The organism is Bacteroidota bacterium (genome assembly GCA_016713765.1).
In the GTDB taxonomy this organism is placed as follows: Bacteria; Bacteroidota; Bacteroidia; order AKYH767-A; family 2013-40CM-41-45; genus Pollutiaquabacter; species Pollutiaquabacter aromativorans.
The window spans coordinates 2,208,064-2,226,605 of the sequence record JADJON010000001.1 but is presented as its reverse complement, the minus strand read 5'-3'; the positions used below and the strand labels follow the sequence as shown (position 1 = coordinate 2,226,605).

Annotated in this window: 14 protein-coding genes; 10 read left to right on the top strand and 4 right to left on the bottom strand. The window is 54.6% G+C overall.

Going from position 1 to position 18,542, the window contains the following annotated elements; translation table 11 throughout:
- Position 1: 1 nt before the first annotated feature.
- Positions 2–3,973 carry a PKD domain-containing protein gene (locus tag IPJ96_08585; protein MBK7910400.1) on the top strand — a complete coding sequence of 1,324 codons (3,972 nt, stop codon included), beginning with the start codon at positions 2–4 and terminating at the stop codon, positions 3,971–3,973.
- 5 nt (positions 3,974–3,978) lie between these two features.
- Here IPJ96_08585 and priA read toward each other — a convergent pair whose 3' ends face one another.
- The gene (gene priA, locus IPJ96_08580; protein MBK7910399.1) at positions 3,979–6,480 is read right to left on the bottom strand and encodes a primosomal protein N'; all 2,502 of its coding nucleotides are present in this window, start codon (positions 6,478–6,480) and stop codon (positions 3,979–3,981) included.
- Positions 6,481–6,594: 114 nt separating this feature from the next.
- Here priA and IPJ96_08575 point away from each other — a divergent pair, with 114 nt between their 5' ends.
- A complete protein-coding gene (locus IPJ96_08575; protein MBK7910398.1) occupies positions 6,595–7,587 on the top strand; it encodes a serine hydrolase in 993 nt (330 codons plus the stop codon).
- Positions 7,588–7,651: 64 nt separating this feature from the next.
- Complete coding sequence (locus tag IPJ96_08570) at positions 7,652–9,211, top strand: organic solvent tolerance protein OstA (protein MBK7910397.1); 1,560 nt, start codon at positions 7,652–7,654, stop codon at positions 9,209–9,211.
- Between the two features lie 3 nt (positions 9,212–9,214).
- Here IPJ96_08570 and IPJ96_08565 read toward each other — a convergent pair whose 3' ends face one another.
- Complete coding sequence (locus IPJ96_08565) at positions 9,215–10,228, bottom strand: AI-2E family transporter (protein ID MBK7910396.1); 1,014 nt, start codon at positions 10,226–10,228, stop codon at positions 9,215–9,217.
- A 44-nt stretch (positions 10,229–10,272) separates the two neighbouring features.
- Here IPJ96_08565 and IPJ96_08560 point away from each other — a divergent pair, with 44 nt between their 5' ends.
- The 7 genes from IPJ96_08560 (at position 10,273) to IPJ96_08530 (ending at position 15,711) form a co-directional block, all read left to right on the top strand.
- The gene (locus tag IPJ96_08560; protein ID MBK7910395.1) at positions 10,273–10,680 is read left to right on the top strand and encodes an RNA-binding S4 domain-containing protein; all 408 of its coding nucleotides are present in this window, start codon (positions 10,273–10,275) and stop codon (positions 10,678–10,680) included.
- A gap of 147 nt (positions 10,681–10,827) precedes the next feature.
- Positions 10,828–11,670: a transketolase gene (locus tag IPJ96_08555; GenBank protein ID MBK7910394.1), complete on the top strand. Its 843-nt coding sequence runs from the start codon at positions 10,828–10,830 to the stop codon at positions 11,668–11,670.
- A gap of 20 nt (positions 11,671–11,690) precedes the next feature.
- Positions 11,691–13,094 (top strand): VWA domain-containing protein, encoded by a 1,404-nt coding sequence (locus IPJ96_08550; GenBank protein MBK7910393.1) that lies wholly within the window; start codon positions 11,691–11,693, stop codon positions 13,092–13,094.
- 15 nt (positions 13,095–13,109) lie between these two features.
- Entirely contained in the window at positions 13,110–14,084 is a 975-nt protein-coding gene (locus tag IPJ96_08545) for a transketolase family protein (GenBank protein MBK7910392.1), read from the top strand.
- 31 nt (positions 14,085–14,115) lie between these two features.
- The gene (locus IPJ96_08540; GenBank protein ID MBK7910391.1) at positions 14,116–14,664 is read left to right on the top strand and encodes an RNA polymerase sigma factor; all 549 of its coding nucleotides are present in this window, start codon (positions 14,116–14,118) and stop codon (positions 14,662–14,664) included.
- 35 nt (positions 14,665–14,699) lie between these two features.
- Positions 14,700–15,233 carry a hypothetical protein gene (locus IPJ96_08535; GenBank protein MBK7910390.1) on the top strand — a complete coding sequence of 178 codons (534 nt, stop codon included), beginning with the start codon at positions 14,700–14,702 and terminating at the stop codon, positions 15,231–15,233.
- A 4-nt stretch (positions 15,234–15,237) separates the two neighbouring features.
- The gene (locus IPJ96_08530; GenBank protein ID MBK7910389.1) at positions 15,238–15,711 is read left to right on the top strand and encodes a hypothetical protein; all 474 of its coding nucleotides are present in this window, start codon (positions 15,238–15,240) and stop codon (positions 15,709–15,711) included.
- Positions 15,712–15,720: 9 nt separating this feature from the next.
- Here the strand turns inward: IPJ96_08530 and IPJ96_08525 are convergent, their stop codons facing one another.
- Positions 15,721–16,869 carry a cysteine desulfurase gene (locus IPJ96_08525; protein ID MBK7910388.1) on the bottom strand — a complete coding sequence of 383 codons (1,149 nt, stop codon included), beginning with the start codon at positions 16,867–16,869 and terminating at the stop codon, positions 15,721–15,723.
- Positions 16,870–16,880: 11 nt separating this feature from the next.
- Positions 16,881–18,287 carry a phosphoglucosamine mutase gene (gene glmM / locus IPJ96_08520; GenBank protein MBK7910387.1) on the bottom strand — a complete coding sequence of 469 codons (1,407 nt, stop codon included), beginning with the start codon at positions 18,285–18,287 and terminating at the stop codon, positions 16,881–16,883.
- Positions 18,288–18,542 lie beyond the last annotated feature (255 nt).

Here is an 18,542-nt window from a genome sequence, read left to right as displayed (position 1 = left end):
AATGCAAAGGAATTTCAAGTTACTGATTATCTGCATTTTAAGTCTTCTGACCCAAAGTGCGATCGCACAGGTTACAGCGAACTTTACTTCCAACGTCACATCCGGTTGCTCGCCGCTGATCGTCAACTTCAGCAGCACATCTACCGGAAGCCCTACTTCCTTCACCTGGGATTTCGGTGATGGCATTGGCAATTCGAATCTTCAGAACCCCTCCTATTCCTACGCTAACCCGGGTGTCTATACGGTAACACTCACGGTTTCCAACGGCTCTTCAACGGATTCGGAAACGAAAACGAATTACATTACGGTCTTCCGGAATCCATCCGCTTCCTTCTCGATCAGTCAGGACACGGTTTGCGAGAACATCCCCATCACGTTTACCAGTACGTCCACTCCCGGCGATGGCGCCATCAATCAATATAGCTGGACATTCAACGATGGTACTCCTTCTGTCACCGGCGTTTCTTCCACCTCACACGCGTTTTCGAATGGCGGCTCTTCCATTCGTTTCTATGTGCCGGTATTGCTGATCAACGACGTGAACGGTTGCAATAGCACCTACAATCAGGATTCTGTTTGGATTGTCCCGGTTCCAGTTCCGGGTTTCTTCATTGCCAGTGTTAATTCCTGCAGCGCTCCCGCCACTGCACAATTCACCAACACTTCCACAAATACCACCAGCTTCCAATGGGATTTCGGTGATCCTGCGAGTGGTGCCAATAATACGTCTTCACTGACGAACCCATCTCACACGTATAATACCGCGGGCACCTACACCGTTACGCTGACGGCAGGGGTGAACGGCTGCGACAGTTCCTACACGATGCAGGTCAGCATCCTGCAGCCGGTGGCTGACTTCAGCGCCTCGGACACTTCGATATGTCTCGGTGAAACGGTTCAGTTCACCAATACCGGTTCCAGCGGTTCATTGAACTGGAACTTCGGCGACCCTGCTTCCGGTTCCAACAACACGTCAACACTGGCCAATCCGACCCACACCTTCAACACGGTGGGAACATTTGTAACACAATTGATCGTGTCCGTTGGAAATTGCCGGGACACCATCACACGAAATATCCAGGTCAACCCACCGCCGGTGGCAGCGTTCACTTCTCCCGATCGCCAGGGATGCAGCGTTCCCTTCCCCGTTACATTCAACGCTACCACGCCCGGGATTTCCGGTTGGAGCTGGACGTTTGGCGATCCAGGCAGTGGTTCCAATACCGCTACCACGCAGAACCCCAGTCATACCTACAACGCGTTCGGGCAATATTCCGTCACCCTTATCGTGACCGACGCGAATGGCTGTAAGGATACATTGACCCAGGTCAACTACGTTCAGGTGATCGCACCGACCGTAAACTTTTCCCAGACCGACAGCGGATGCGTCGGTGAGACGTTCAACTTCAATGCAGTGGTCACCTCACCGGCTGATCCCACGATCGCAAGCTACCAATGGAATTGGGGGGATGGCAATACGTCCACCGTCACCACCGCCGGTACTTCCCATACCTATAATGCAGCGGGCATCTACGATGTCACACTGACGATCACCACCTCCACCGGCTGTACGGCCACCTTGACCAGAACGCAGTTCATCCGTGTCGGTACCCGCCCGACAGCAGGAATTACTTCTCCGATCGATACCATTTGCTTCAAGGAAACGGTCTCTTTCCTCGACGCCTCCCTGCCACCTGTTACCGGCTGGTTGTGGAACTTCGGTGATGGTGGTTCCAGTACCACGCAGAACCCCAGCCATCAGTTCAACCTGGACACTTCCGGAGTCGCCGATCCTTTCGACATCACCCTGATCGCATTTTATAACGGCTGTCCCGATACGTTTGTCCTCCAGGACCAAATCGTCGTACTGGGGCCGATTCCCGCTTTCACGATCACGTACAATTGCGCCAACCCGTATTCTGTCGCGTTCACCAATACATCCGGCGGAGCCACGTCCTACTCCTGGGACTTCGCGGACGGTTCTGGCCTATCCACGCAGACCAGCCCTACCCACGTTTTTCCTGACAACACCAATTATCCCGTAACGCTCGAAGCGACCAACGCCGACAACGGATGCGTGGTGGAAACGACCCTGGTCGCGCAGGTCCGTGAACCGATCGCCAATGCTGTGGTGAATACTCAGCAAGCCTGTTATCCGGGGACCATCTATTTCACCGGAAGCGGCTCGCAGGACGCCAACCAATACCAGTGGACTTTCGGAGAAGGCATCGCGGGCGTACGCGATACCACACGCTTTGCCGACACCCTGCATCTCTACAATAGCGTTGGCAATTACACCGCCACGCTCTCCATTACCGACATTCACGGTTGCATCGACACGGCTCAGGTTCCGATTGCCATTGTAGGCCCGGACGCGCATTTCACGGCAAGCCCATTGACGGACTGTGCCCCCATGACCGTCACCTTCCGCGACAGCAGCCAGACTTTCGGAGGAGCGATCGCCCAGTGGTCCTGGAATTTCGGCAACGGCAACACCCATGTTACCACCAATTCAACCGATACCAGCAGCTATACTACGCCCGGCAACTACAATGTCACGCTGACTGTGACCGACGTGAACGGCTGTACCGATGTGATCACGCTGACGAACTACATCCGACCTACCCGGCCCACGCCGATCCTGGCCTTTAACCCCGTTGACACCAACGCCTGCATCAACGAAACGATCGGCATGAGCGTCAACCCGGGACCTTATGTCGCGAATCCGCTTACCTATTCGTGGAATTTCGGCGATGGGAACACCCTGCCGTCCGGCAGTTCCAATGAACTGCACAGCTACACGGCCAATGGCGATTACCCGGTAACGGTCGTTGTGACCGATGCCAACGGTTGTACGGATTCGACAATTCGCACGATCAAGGTTTATACGACTCCCGCCTCCGTGAGTATCACCACGACCGATACCTGTGTGGTTGAAAACGGTATCAAGAAAGCTCAGGTGTACGCGACGATCGTGAGCGACAGCAACGCTTATGTATCCAGTTGGTCCTGGGATCTCGGCGTTACGGCTTTCCCGAATTCATCCTTATCGACCGTTCAATATGCTTACAGTGTTCCGCCGGGCTCCTACGATGTCAGCCTGACGGTCCTCAACCAGTTCGGTTGCCGGGACACGGTCATCCTGCCCGGTGCGATCGTGGTCCCTGGTCCGACCGGAAGTTTCACCTTTGCCCCGGATAGCGGATGCAGTCCCCTTTCCGTCACGTTCAACGGAACAAGTACCGGCGCTGCGTTCTACTCTTGGGATTTCGGTGACGGAACGGTTCTCAGTGAAGTGGAACTCGACACCGTTTCGCATACCTACACCGGCAATGGTAGTTACGTCCCCCAGTTCTATCTCGGATTCCAGCTACCTGTCAGCCAGTCGTTCTGTTATGTGCCAGTACCGATCTTTGACACCGTAAAGGTCACATCCCTCATCGGTGTCGATATTCTGGAAGATACCATCGAGGTCACCGATGGTGAACAGGACACGCTCCATGTCTTCGTCACCGATCCCAATAACAACCCGCCCTACACCTACAACTGGACTCCTGCCAGTCAGGTGACCCAGGACCTGTTGGATGACGAGACGTTCTACGCCACGACCACCGGCAATACCCAGTACTACTATGTCAGTGTTCCCTTCGGAGTTTCCGGCTGCTCTGCCATCGATTCCGTGCTCGTGGTGTACCGTGTCTGCGAGGGCGAATTGAAAATCCCGAACGTGTTCACGCCGGATGATGACGGCAAGAACGATACCTACTACGTCAAGGACCTTTGCAATTACGACGGTTTCGAGTTCCGTATCTACAATCGCTGGGGTCGCATCATTTACGAATCTTCGGACCCGGATTTTCAATGGGATGGAAAGACGACCGGAGGCGAACTGGCCAACGAAGGCGTCTACTATTACGTGATGAAGACGAAAACAAAGGAGTTGAAAGGCTGGATCCAGTTGATCCGGGAGTGATCGTCTTATACGGGATCAACGTCCGCAAAAAGCTGGACCGGATGGTAGATCCGCTCCTGGTAAAATTCTCGCATGCAGGATCGAATGGTCTCACGAACGCCCGCGGTTTTCTGCTCGCGTTCGATCTTGAGCAAAATGTGGCGGATGTACTGATTCCGTACACGGTGAACGACCGGGATATGCGGACCGTGGACCCGCGACCCGAATTTGTTTCGTAACAAAGTACAGAACCGCGTAGCCGCGTCATGCGTCAGGGCTTCCTCCCGATGACGGATCGTGAAGGACACCAGTCGGCAATGCGGCGGATAACCAAAGTGGCGCCGCTCTTCCATGTCCTGGTGGTAAAAGGAAGCATAGTCGTGATTCATCACGGCCCGGATGACCCAATGCCCCGGATTACGCGTCTGGATAATGACCTTTCCTTGTTTGCTTCTCCTGCCCGACCGACCTGCAACCTGTGACATCAGCTGAAAACTGCGCTCAAAAGACCTGAAGTCAGGGAAGTTGAGCATCTGGTCGGCATCCAGAATCCCTACGGTACTGACATTGTCGAAGTCCAGACCCTTCGAGACCATCTGTGTCCCGACAAGCAGGTCTATGCGGCGCTCTGAGAAATCATGCAACAGCCGATGCAGGGACGATTTGGTTCGGACAGTATCCAGGTCGAAGCGAGCGATGCGGTGATCCGGAAAGAACACGGCAATCTCCTCCTCGATCCGCTCCGTTCCGAAGCCTCTGACTTCAATATGATGATCGCCGCAGTTCGGACAAGCCGAAGGCACCGACTGGGCATATCCGCAATAGTGACATTTGATCTGGTGTTGCTGCTTGTGATAGGTCAGCGTGACCGAACAGTTCTTGCAATGCGGGATCCAGTTACAATGACGGCATTCCAGAAACGATGAAAAGCCGCGCCTGTTTTGAAAAAGGATCACTTGTTCTTCCTTCGCTAACGCGCTGCGCACGGCATCGAGTAATTCCGGCGTGAAGTGGGCCTTCATCAGTTTCTTCCGGGAAGCGTCAGCGATATCCGCAACACTGATCTCCGGCATACGAATACCCCCGAAACGCTCGTGCAGGTTGATCAATCCATAGCGACCCTGCCGCGCATTGGTGTAGCTCTCCAGGGAAGGCGTGGCAGAACCCAACAACACCTTGCCGCCATGACCTGCAGCGAGGACAATCGCCGCGTCCCGTCCGTTATAGCGTGGCGCAGGGTCTTGTTGCTTATAGGAAGGATCGTGCTCTTCATCGACGATGACTAGTCCTAAACGGGAAAACGGAAGGAAAATGGACGATCGCGCCCCCAGGACCAACTGCCCCTTTCGCGGAAACGGAGTTTGCTGGTCCGTCTGATCGAAATGCAGGACCTGCTTCCAAACCTCTACCCGTTCATTGCTGTTGAACCGCGAGTGGTAAACGGATACGGCTGCTCCGAAATATCGCTGCAAGCGTTGCACCAGTTGCGTCGTTAACGCGATTTCCGGAAGGAGATACAATACCTGACGACCAGCCCGAAGCTGTTCATCAATCAGGTGGATGTACAATTCCGTCTTTCCGCTCGACGTTACACCATGCAGCAAGGCCACCGGATGCTCCAGCGAGGCCTCTTGTATCTGCTGCAAAGCGAGTTGTTGGTTCTCACTCAACTCCGCAACGGGCTGAACATTGCCGGAAAATGCAGGGACGCGGTCGATCACCGCTGCGTATTCTTCCAGGATCCCGTTTCGGATCAGGGTTTGAAGCGCGGAACCGGAGACCTGCTCATGCGCAGTTAAAGCTGATTTCCGGACATAGTCGGTCCCGGCTTGATCCAACCGCAGTTTCAGAAAAACCAAGAGTGTTTCCAGTTGCCGGCTTTTCCTTTTATCCTGTTCCAGTTGGAGGAAAACAGTTTCCAGTCCTGCATCGTCCCGGTAAGCATCCCGCAAGCGGATGCGCGCTTCCTGGAGCGGCTTATAGCGTTCCTGTATCTCCTCCTTCACCAGCAACCAACCCTCCTCCAACAACGACTTGATCAATTTCGGCATTCCCTTTTCAGGGAAAAGTCGGTTCAGGTCGTGCAGGGAAATTTCATCCTCTTCCTTCACCTGTTCCAAAATGGTCAAGGCGTCCGCTGAAAGTCCTGCATCGAGAAAATCCTTGTCCGGATTCAGCGAAACGGAAGTCTCGCTCTGCAAACGGAAAGAGGCCGGCAGCGCGCTCGTGAGTACATCACCCGGATTGCAGAGGTAATACTCGGTAATCCACTCCCAAAGCCTGAACTGCGATTCGAGAACAACCGGAAGATCATCCAGGACCGACGCGATCGCTTTTACTTCCACCCCGCTGGGAGCATGCTCATGGACGGTTCGTACCACACCGGAGAATAGCTTGTTCCTACCCAGCGGTACGATGACCCGCTTGCCCGGCAGGACCTCACCCGCCAGATGTTCCGGGACCCCATAGGTCAGGGCCCGGGGCACCGAAAGCGGCAGGATGATGTCAGCGTATTGTAAAAAAGCCAAAACAGGTTGATTCCGTCGGTGAAGTGCTAGAATGTCTTGGTCAAATCCTGACCAAATTCATGGTTTGAACCATTTGACAAAGGTAAATTCGCCACTCCTTATCAGAAAGCGCCCATGAATTTTCTTCACGCCCGGATTCCCATCGGGTTCGTACTCATTGCCATCGCAGTTTCTTCGGCCGCCACGGCGCTGGTGGTCAAATCGCACGTCAAGGTAATTGAACGTGTGGCCGCTCAAGGCTCGTGCGATGTTCAACTTGTCCGGAACGGTCAGTACAAGCTGACCAAGCCGCTCATTATGGTGGATATTCCGAACGAAAGTCCGGTTTACGCCTCCCTGAAAGGTAACATCATGTCCTATCTGGACGACCAGAAGCAAAAGGGTCTGATTCGTTCTGCCGCGGTGTATTTCAGGGACCTGAACACCGGTCAATGGTTCAGCATCAACGAAGGTGAAAGTTATAGTCCGGGCAGTATCATGAAACTGGTTACCCTGGAATGTATATTGAAACAAGCCGAGGCGAATCCCGGCCTGTTGAACAAACAGATCCTGCTGAAGCGACATTTTTCCGAACTCCCGGAACAGACGCTTTTCAGCAAACCCATGGAAACCGGAAAAAGCTATTCGGTTCGCCAATTGTTGGAATCGATGATCATCCATTCAAACAACGACGCTACGGCACTCCTCAACCGGGAGGTGGATCCTAAAGTCTTCAAATCGTTGTTTGAGTCACTACAGCTTAGGGTGCCCGATATGAAGGACTGGGACTATCAGGTCAATGTATTCGAGGTAAGCAAGTTCATCCGGGTATTATACAGTTCCACCTTTCTGTTCCCCTCATCTTCCGAATTCGCCCTGGATCTTTTGAGCCGTAGCGATTTTAAGATCGGACTGGTGAAAGAGTTGCCGAACGATCAATTGGTCGCTCACAAATTCGGCGAACGCTTTAACGAAGGTGATCAGCAATTACACGAGACGGCCATCGTTTACATTGGCTCCTCGCCATTCCTGTTGACGGTCATGACGAAAGGACTTGATCGTACCAAACTCCCGGATGTACTGAGCACGGTCGGACAAATGGTCCAAAGTACCCGCGGGAACTTCTGACCCTGTTCAGGATCGTTTCGATTGAGTATTTTCGCCGGGAATCATGGTAATTCCGGTATCCCGCATGCGTTCCCGCTTTTTCCTGGCGATCTGCCTGCTCTTGCTTTTCACCGGCTCAGTCGTATTCGCGCAACAACCGACGCGAATAGAATTATTGAACGCGGACGTTTCCGAATTCGACGAATCCCTGGAAGCTAACGCCTTACGATTGATAGGCAATGTGGCCTTCCGGCACGAAGGGGCTACCATGCAATGTGATTCCGCCTACCTGTACCGAGACGACAATCGCCTCGAAGCGTTTTCTCGCATCAACATGCGCCAGGGCGATTCACTCCAATTGCGCGGAAAGCATCTGTATTACGACGGGAATACCAAGATCGCCCAGGTGTTCGAAGATGTGGTCCTGAGCGATGGTCGCATGACCCTGCATACCCGTCAATTGGATTATAACCTCGGTACGGATATAGCAAGCTATACCGACAGCGCCATGATCCTCGATGGCGATAATCGTCTGAGCAGTAAGACAGGGTACTACTACAGTGATCGGCGTGATCTTTACTTCAAGCAAAATGTATTGCTGGTGAATCCGCGTTACACCCTCACCTGCGATACACTTCGCTACAATACGGTCGAAAAGACCGCCTACTTCTTAGGACCCACCCGTATTAACTCCTCCAGCAATACGATGTATTGCGAACAAGGCTGGTACAACACCAACAGTCAGCAGACCAGCTTTCAGGGAAATTCTTATCTCCTGACCCGGACGCAGATGCTTCGTGGAGATTCCATACTCTATGACCGCAGCAGCGGGATCGGCCGGGTATTCGGCCATGTCAGCATCACCGATACCGTCAACCGCCTGATCATCCGCGGAGACTACGGGGAACACCATGAACTAACGGATAGTTCCTGGGTGGCCGGAAATGCCGAGCTGGTGCAGATCTTCGATACCGACAGCCTGTTCATGCATGCCGACACCCTCCTGGCCACCGCTGCCGATTCACTCCCCGCCGCTTCAGGCGATACGGCAAAGCAGAACAACCGGAACTTGTTCGCGTTCCATCATGTGCGCCTGTTTAAACCGGACCTGCAAGGTCGTTGCGATTCCATCGCGTATACACTGAAGGATTCGACCCTTCGGATGTTCCGGGATCCTGTCCTCTGGTCGGGGCTCAACCAACTCACTGCCGACTCGATCGACATCATCGCAGCCGGCGGCGGAATTCACCGGCTGTACCTGGTCAATTCTGCATTCATCGCGTCACGTGCCGACAGCAGTCAAACAGGGCCGATCGATTCCTTGCGCTTCAACCAGGTCAGAGGTAAGACCATGACCGGCTACTTTATCGATAATAATCTCTACCGGATCGACGTCTCCGGCAACGGTCAGACCATTTATTACGCACGCAACAAGGAAGAAAAGAACTTCGCCGTCAACCGGGCCGATTGCAGCGACATGACCATCTACCTCGAAGAAAATAAGGTCAAAGGACTTTCCCTGCTCCAGTCACCGGAGGGAGTATTGTACCCGGTCAAGCAGATCAGTACCCGGGAACTGCGCCTGAAAGGTTTTAACTGGAAGGAAGCCCAGCGTCCGATCGACCGGGCGGCGATCTTTCGATAATCGTCAGACGGAGAGGAATTCCTCCCGGAAGATCCGCAACATGATCAGGAAATAGGAGATCAGCAGCGGACCGAAAATGATTCCGGGAACGCCGAACAATTGCAATCCGACAATTACCCCGATCACGGTGATCAGGGGATGTACATCCGCGAACTTTTTCTGGAAAACGAAGCGGAACACATTGTCCACCACTGAAATTACGAGCACGCCATAAGCGAAAATGGCGATGCCCTGCCAGATCATACCGGTTGACAATTGATAGATCGCTGCGGGCAGCCAGATGAGCATGGAGCCTGCAACGGGCAAGAAGGAGAAGAAGCCCGTCATCAGCCCCCAGAACACCGGTTCCTGTAAACCGAAAAGCCAATACCCCAGCGCTGCAAAGATGCCCTGGATGAGCGCCAGCAAGGGTCCACCTAAGGCGTTGGAGAAAGTTTGAGTTTCCAACTCATCGGTTAATCGGGAGGTATTGTCTTTGGACAATGGCAGATAACGTTCGAAGAAATTTTCCACCTTCCCGGTATTCACCAGAAAGTAATAAAGCAGGAAATATAATACGGCGATATCAGCCAGAATACCCATGGATTCACCCAGAAATCGCGTGATGAATTCACCCGCTGACTCCTGCACCTTTCGGATGTTTTCCTGGTTCATGAGTTCGTACCCGGTCATCGCCTGGATCTTGGCATCCGCGGAATTCAACACCGACATGATCACCGAAGAATCGGAGAAAAACAGGGAAACCTTCGGAACGATCATATAGGTGATCGCGATCAGTGGAATAAGGACGATCAGGAATGAAAGAAACAAGATCAGGACAGCCGCTCCCCCACGCGGCCACTTGCGGACTTCGACGAGTTTCCGCATCATCGGCCTGAAGAGAACATACAAGGTCACCGCGCCCAGGAAAGCGTCGATGAACGTTCGCATGGTAAAGAGAATAAGACCACCCAGGATAATGATGGCGGCCAGCACGAATTGGTGGGTATATTTTTTACGAAGTCGATCACCTGCCATAGGATTCGAAGATACGGCATTTCCGGAAGGCCTATCTTTGCGATATGGAACCCGCCGGCACACGTACCCGAATCGACAAATGGATGTGGGCGGTCCGCCTTTTTAAAACCCGTTCCCAGGCGACCCTGGCCTGTGAACAGGGTCGGGTACACATGGATGGTCATCCCGTTAAAGCCAGTCGACTGGTGAAACCCGGTGACACCCTCCACATCCGCAGAGCAGGACTCACCCGGATCTTGTCGGTGAAGCAGTTAACCGAAAACCGCCTGGGCGCAAAACTGGTTCCCGATTTCTGTGCGGACCTTACACCGAAAGAAGAGCTGGATGCCTATAAAGCCCGCATCAGCCGCGTGACCGTTTTTCGAGATCCCGGTACCGGACGACCTACTAAGAAGGAACGCCGGGCGCTGGATGATTTCATGGACGGGGAATGGGAGTTTCCCGACTGTTAATTGGCGAAATTTCCGGCGAATCGTCCTGTTTTTGTTGATATTTTCTGAAAAACAAGCATCCACACAAGAAGCGCGTAGCGGAACGCGTTTCTACCTTAGAGGCCGGTGATGTGGATCGCATCATTCCACCGCATTAACCATTCCCGTATGAATACAGATCAATTGAAACGCATCGCCTCACAGGTTCGCCGCGATATCATCCGACAGGTACATGGCGTGAATTCCGGACACCCGGGAGGTTCCCTGGGCTGCACCGACTTCCTTGTCGCGCTCTATTTCTCGGTGATGAAGCATGAGCCGAAACAATTTTCGATGGACGGCGCCGGCGAAGATCTGTTCTTCCTCAGTAACGGTCACATTTCACCGCTCTGGTACAGTGTGCTGGCACGATCCGGCTATTTCCCTTTACAGGAACTGAGCACCTTCCGTAAGATCGATTCCCGTCTGCAAGGTCACCCGGCCACACACGAAGGGCTTCCGGGTGTTCGCATGGCTTCCGGATCTCTCGGCCAAGGCATGAGTGTTGCCCTGGGTGCCGCCCTGGCGAAGAAACTGAACAAGGATAATCAGTTGGTATATTGTCTCTGCGGCGACGGCGAAATGGAAGAAGGCCAGATCTGGGAAGCGGTCATGTATGCCGGCGCTAAGAAAGTTGACAACATCATCGCCACGATCGACGTCAACAACCAACAGATCGACGGCTCGATCGACCAGGTCCTCCCCTATGGTCCCTTGCGCCCCAAGTTCGAGGCGTTTGGATGGGAAGTACTCGAAATGAACGGCAATCATATGGAAGATGTCGTGCTTACCTTACAAAAAGCACGATCGCTTTGCGGCAATAAAAAGCCGGTGGTGATCCTGATGAAAACCGAAATGGGCATGGGCGTGGATTTCATGATGGGTACCCACAAGTGGCACGGCGTGGCACCGAATGCCGAACAAACCGCCACGGCGCTGGCTCAACTCGAAGAAACCCTCGGCGACTATTGAGTCGCCCATTTATGCGAGGAATGAAGGGGAACAAATTCAAGCTGTACACGGACCGGATCTTTTTCCTGATGGTCCTGCTCGGGCTGGGACTTCCTGTGCAGGCTCAGGTGACCAGCCGGAAGCAGGTACAGCCTACCCTCACCCGCATCGAGTTCCTCTTCGACGCTTCGCAAAGCATGTACGGGCGCTGGCAAAGCGGCGCCAAGATCGATGTCGCGAAAAACCTGATGAACCAATTGCTCGACAGCCTGCGGTTCGTCCCCAACATCGAGCTGGCTTTGCGCGTGTACGGTCACCAGAAGCCCTATCCTCCCCAGGATTGCGACGACAGCCGATTGGAGGTTCCTTTCGCAAGCGGTAACGCGACACGCATCCAGGACGCGCTGAAGAACATCACCCCCAGAGGCACTACACCGATCGCGCGTTCACTCGAACTTTGCGCCGACGATTTCCCCGCGAGCCCCGCTCGCAATATCCTGATCCTGATCACCGACGGTATCGAAGAATGCGGCGGTGATCCTTGTGCCGTCTCGGCAGCGCTTCAGCGAAAAGGGATTTTCCTGAAACCTTTCGTCATCGGGATGGGACTCGACGAATCGTTGAAGAAGACGTTCGATTGCGTGGGCCGATACTTCGACGCGACGAATGAAGTGATGTTCCGGCAGGCGATGGATATTGTCATTTCCCAGGCGCTCAATTCCACGACCCTGCAGGTGAACCTGCTCGACGTGAACGGTGTACCCAGCGAGACGAATGTGAACATGACGTTCTACGACCGTAACACCGGCGAGGTCAAGTACAATTACATTCACACGCTGAACGCCAAGGGCAATCCGGACACGCTCGTCATCGACCCGCTTCCGATCTATCGGATCGTGGTCCACACCGTCCCGCAAGCCATCAAGGACTCGGTGGTGCTCGTACCCGGGAAACACAGCACCGTGGGTATCGATGCCGGACAGGGCTCCCTGATGATCCGGTACGACGGCCCATCGGAATACCGGAAGATCCAGGCGATCGTTCGCCAACCGGGCGATATGGCTACCCTCGTCGTCCAGGACATCAACGCGACGGAAAAGTACCGGGTTGGCAAGTACAATCTCGAGATTCTTACATTACCTCGTATCCTGCTCGACAACGTAGATATAAGCCAGAGTAAAACCACTACGGTCACGATTCCGCGTCCCGGCATCGTGACACTCGTTACCAACAATCCCGGCTTCGGCAGTATCTATACGGTCGAAGGCAAGACCCTGAAATGGGTCACCAACCTCGACGAAAACCTCAGCAAAGAAACCTTCATTCTCCAACCCGGTCGTTACCGCGCGGTCTTCCGTCCGCGGGCTTCCCGGGAAAGTATCTACACACTCGAAAAGGAATTCTCGATCGTGTCCGGCGAATCGAATGTCGTCATCATGAATTGAACCCACCCTACACGCATGAAACGTTTCACTTTTACCGACAAGAAAGACACCCGCTCCGGCTTTGGCGCCGGGCTCCTCGAACTGGGCCGCAGCAACCCGCAGGTCGTCGCACTCTGTGCCGACCTGACCGGCAGTCTCAAGATGGATGCATTTGAGAAAGAATTCCCGGACCGCTTTTTCCAGGTCGGCATTGCCGAGGCGAACATGATGGGCCTCGCTGCAGGCATGACAGTCGGCGGCAAGATCCCGTTCACGGGTACCTTCGCCAATTTCTCGACCGGACGTGTTTACGATCAGATCCGTCAGTCGATCGCGTATTCCGGTAAGAATGTCAAGATCTGCGCCTCCCACGCCGGCATTACGCTCGGCGAAGACGGCGCCACGCACCAGATCCTGGAAGACATCGGCATGATGCGTATGCTCCCCGACATGGTGGTCATCAACCCCTGCGATTTCAACCAAACCAAAGCCGCAACACTCGCTATTGCCGCCTATAAGGGCCCGGTGTACCTGCGCTTCGGACGACCGGTCGTTCCCAACTTCACCCCGGCCGATCAGGTATTCAAGATCGGCGAAGCCGTAACCCTGGCCGAAGGAACCGACGTGAGCATCTTCGCCACCGGTCACCTTGTCTGGAAAGCGCTCGAAGCCTGCGAAATGCTCGAAGAAAAAGGCATCAGCGCCGAAATCATCAACATTCATACGATTAAACCCCTGGACGTTCAGGCAGTCTTACGGTCTGCCCGTAAGACCGGATGTGCTGTCACCGCAGAGGAACATCAGGTCAACGGCGGCCTGGGCGACGCGATCGCTCGAGTATTGGTTAGCCAGCATCCGGTTCCGCAGGAGTATGTAGCCGTCAACGACAGCTTCGGGGAAAGCGGTACGCCGGAACAGTTGATGAAAAAGTATGGATTGGAAGCAGAAAACATCGCAGCCGCAGCCGAACGGGTCATCCGCCGGCGCAAGCACGAACTCTCTTCCACCTGATCCCCGCCGCGGCTCAGCCGCCCAGCACGGTATGACGGAGTACTCCGATGAAGAATTGCTCGAACAATTCCGACAGGAATCGACCCGGCACGTCGCGTTCAACACCCTGGTCCGCCGTTACCAGCAACGTATTTACTGGCACATTCGAAAGATCGTCATCGACCACGATGATGCGAATGATGTTGCCCAGAACGTATTTGTGAAAGTCTGGAAGAACCTCGACAACTTCCGGTCCGACTCCAAACTCTTCACCTGGCTCTATCGCATCGCGACCAACGAATCGATCTCGTTTCTCAACCAGAAACGTCGTCGCTTCTTCGTCCCCTGGTCGGATGTGGAGAATCAACTCTCCAATACCCTGCACAACGATCCTTATTTCAAAGGTGACCGTATACAACTCAAACTGCAGCAGGCCATTTTGAAACTGCCAAAGCAGCAACGGATCGTCTTCAACATGAAATACTTCGACGGCATGAAATACGAGGAGATCTCGGAAGTTCTCGGCGTCACGGTTGGTGCCCTCAAGGCCTCCTACCATCATGCGGTCAAGAAAATTGAAAAATACATGCTGGGCGATTAAACCAAGCCGGAAAGAACCGCTCCAACTACAGAACCATGAAACGGCGAAACCAACCACTGCCACACGATCAGGATCCGGAGATCACTACCGGAAACCGTGAATTGCCGTTCCAGACGCCCGAAGACTACTTTGAAAAGCTGCCGCGGGAGATCGAGCGGCGGCTCGAGCTCCTCCATACCGAAACGGCAAGACCCGAACCGGACGGATTCGTCGCTCCCGAACGGTATTTTGAACAGCTCGAATCGTCGATTCACGCCCGCATCCGGGGTGGCGCCTCGCCTGCTTTCCGCTGGTGGAAGCAGCCGGAATGGTCCCTCTCGATCGCGGCCCTGCTGGTTTGCCTGTTCCTTGGAACGCGCAGCTATTTCACCGACCGGAAAGTCGACTATACCGCAGCGATTCAACCTTTGTCGGTTGATGAAGTCAGTGAAGCGCTGGACTACCTCGACCTTGATCCTTCCACAGTTGCCAGTCTCTTACCGGCGAGTGAAGAAACCGGGACAAACGAACAAGAACTCAAACAATACCTCCTGGAGAACGACATCGATCTTTCTCAACTCGAACTCTGAAGCCATGAACCGTACCCTGCTGCTTATCCCGGCATTCCTCCTGCTCTTCTTCTTCTCCAACGGACAGCCGCCCGAAGGCCGTCGCGAGCGCGTGGAAGCCATGAAGATCGGCTTCCTGACGGAACGCCTTGATCTCAGCCCGGAAGAAGCCAAATCGTTTTGGCCGATCTACAACAAGTACCAGGACGAACTGGAAGCGCTGCGCAAAGGCCGTCGCGACAACCTGATCAACGCCCGTCAGAACTTCGACGAGATGAGCGATGGTGAAGTAGCGAAAGCCGTGGATACCGAATTACAATTCCGCCAATCGGAACTCGACATTATCCGCAAATACGATCCGCAGTTCAGAAAAGTGTTGCCGATCAAAAAAGTCGCGCGCCTATACCAGGCGGAAGAAGCCTTTAAGCGAAAGCTGCTGGAAATGTTGCAGGAACGCCGGGAAGGTCGCGACGGCCCGCCACGCGGACCGGGCAGATAAACAACTCAATCAGGAATTGATCACGTTCGCTACGGTCAACTCCTTCAGCTTGTCAACCGTACGATCGATCTCCGCTTTTGTATTCAACTTACTGAAGGAGAACCGAACCGCCGGACGGGTGCTATCGGGATAGATCGCAGCCAAAACGTGCGAACCCGCATTGGATCCGCTTGAACAGGCGCTGCCGCCCGAACAGGAAATACCGGCAATGTCGAGATTGAAGAGCAGCATCTCGCCCGCTTCACTCGCCGGGAAACTGACGTTCAGGACCGTGTAGAGACTCTCTCCCAGCGTATCGCCATTGAAAGCAACTCCGGGTATCTCCGCTTTGAGGCGCCTGACCATGTGGTCCTTCAGCCCCTGGATATACTGATGGTGCTCCTCCATGTGGGAAACAGCCAGTTCGAGCGCCTTTGCCAGGCCGACGATACCGTACACGTTCTCCGTCCCGCCCCGCATGTTGCGCTCCTGTGCGCCGCCGAAGATGAACGGATGGATGCGGACGCCCGAACGGATGAACAGGAAGCCCACGCCCTTCGGGCCGTGGAACTTGTGGGCCGCGCAGGTGATGAAGTCCACCGGGATCTCCTTCAGGTCTATCGGGAAATGTCCCATCGTCTGCACCGTATCGCAATGGAACAGGGCGCCGTACTTGCGGCACAACGTGCCGACTTCCATGATCGGAAGCAGGTTGCCCAGTTCGTTGTTGGCGTGCATGAGCGACACCAGCGTCTTACCGCCCGTCGACAACAGGCGTTCCAGGTCGGCCAGGTCCACCCGGCCTTTCTCGTCGAGCTTTACATAGCTGAGCCGGATCTTGCCTTCCCGGGCCATCTGCTCGAGTGTATGGGTCACCGCATGGTGCTCGATCGGCGAAGAAATGACGTGCTCGATGCCGAGGTCGCGCACGGAACAGAACAGGGCTGTATTGTTGGCTTCCGTACCACCAGAGGTAAAGAAAATCTCCGAGGGTGAAGCGTTGAGCAGCTTGGCGACGGTCTTGCGTGCTTTTTCGATACCCGAACGCACCTCCCGCCCGAACGCGTGGATGGAGGATGGGTTTCCGAAGTGGTGCTGCATAAAAGGCAGCATCGCCTCCAGCACTTCGGGGTCGAGCGGTGTGGTGGCGGCGTTGTCGAGGTAGATGCGCGGGTTCATGCGGTGATGGATCAGCGGGTATGCTTTTCGCTGATCATGTCTTTGATGTCGTGAATGATCTTCTCGGCCAGGTTCTGCGCGGTAGTCTGCGACTGGCTCTCCGCGTAGATGCGTATGATCGGTTCGGTGTTCGACTTGCGCAGGTGGACCCATTCGCGGTCGAACTCAATCTTCACACCGTCGATGGTGTTGATCGGTTGTTTCTTGTATTTGGTCTGGATGCCGCTCAGGATGCCATCGACATCGATCTCGGCCGTAAGTTCGATCTTGTTTTTCGAGATATAGTAGTTCGGATAGGTGGCCCGCAGCAGCGAAGCGCTCTTGCCGAACTTGGCCAGGTGGCTGAGGAAAAGGGCGATGCCCACCAGCGCGTCGCGGCCGTAGTGCAGTTCCGGGTAAATGATCCCGCCGTTGCCTTCACCGCCGATCACGGCCTTGTGTTCTTTCATCGCTTCGACCACGTTCACTTCGCCCACAGCCGCGGCAAAGTAATGCCCACCGGCCTTTTCTGTTACGTCGCGCAGCGCGCGGGTCGACGACAAGTTGGAGACCGTATTGCCCTTTTGGCTGCGCAGGACGTAATCGGCCACGGCTACCAGGGTGTATTCTTCGCCGAACATCTCCCCGTCTTCGCAGACGAGGGCCAGGCGGTCGACGTCCGGGTCCACCACGATGCCCAGGTGGGCATTGCGCTTACGGACCTCCTTGGAGATATCGCCCAGGTGCTCCGGCAGCGGCTCAGGATTGTGCGGGAACTGACCGTTGGGCTCGCAATACAATTCGATCGTTTCCTCTACGCCCAGCGCCTTGAGGAGGGCCGGAACGGCAATACCTCCCACCGAATTAACGCAATCGATCACTACCTTGAACTTCCTGGCTTTGATTGCCTTAACATCCACCAGCGGAAGCGCCAGTATCTTTTCGATATGCTTGAGGTGGTAGTTGGGTTCGGTGGTATAGCGGCCGAGTTTGTTGACTTCGGCGAAAGAAAACTCGCCCGCGTCGGCAATGCGCAGGACCTCGGCACCGTCGGCGGCGGAGATGAACTCGCCCTTCCGGTTGAGCAATTTGAGGGCATTCCACTGTTTGGGGTTATGACTGGCCGTAAGGATGATACCCGCATCGGCTTTCAGGTCCACGACCGCCATTTCCACGCCGGGGGTGGTACACAGGCCCATGTAGATCACATCGATGCCCAGTCCCTTCAGGGTACCGGCCACCAGATTCTGTACCATCTCACCCGAGATCCGGGCATCCCGACCAAGGGCGATAACCGGACGTTTGTTCTGGATGCCCTGGCGCGTCACCCAGGTCCCAAAAGCGGCGGTAAAACGGACGATATCCGGAGGCGTCAAACCGTCGCCCGGTTTCCCGCCGATCGTACCCCGAATACCAGAAATAGATTTTATAAGTGCCAACGTTCGTCTCCTTTAGAATGGGCGTAAAGATAGTGATTTATGCGTTTTAAGACCGAAAAATCGAATCTCGAACCGGCAACCAGTTCCAATCAACTTCCTGTGAATGCCCGCCAGTTCAGCATGGCCTCAGACATCCCATTGTGGAATTCCGGTGTCTCAAAGCCGGAAAATCCGTTTGGATTTCTTCCGGAATCTGCATTACTTAGGACTTAGCCTGAGGGAAACACTCCCAGGCTGAGTTCGTTTTTTCAAACC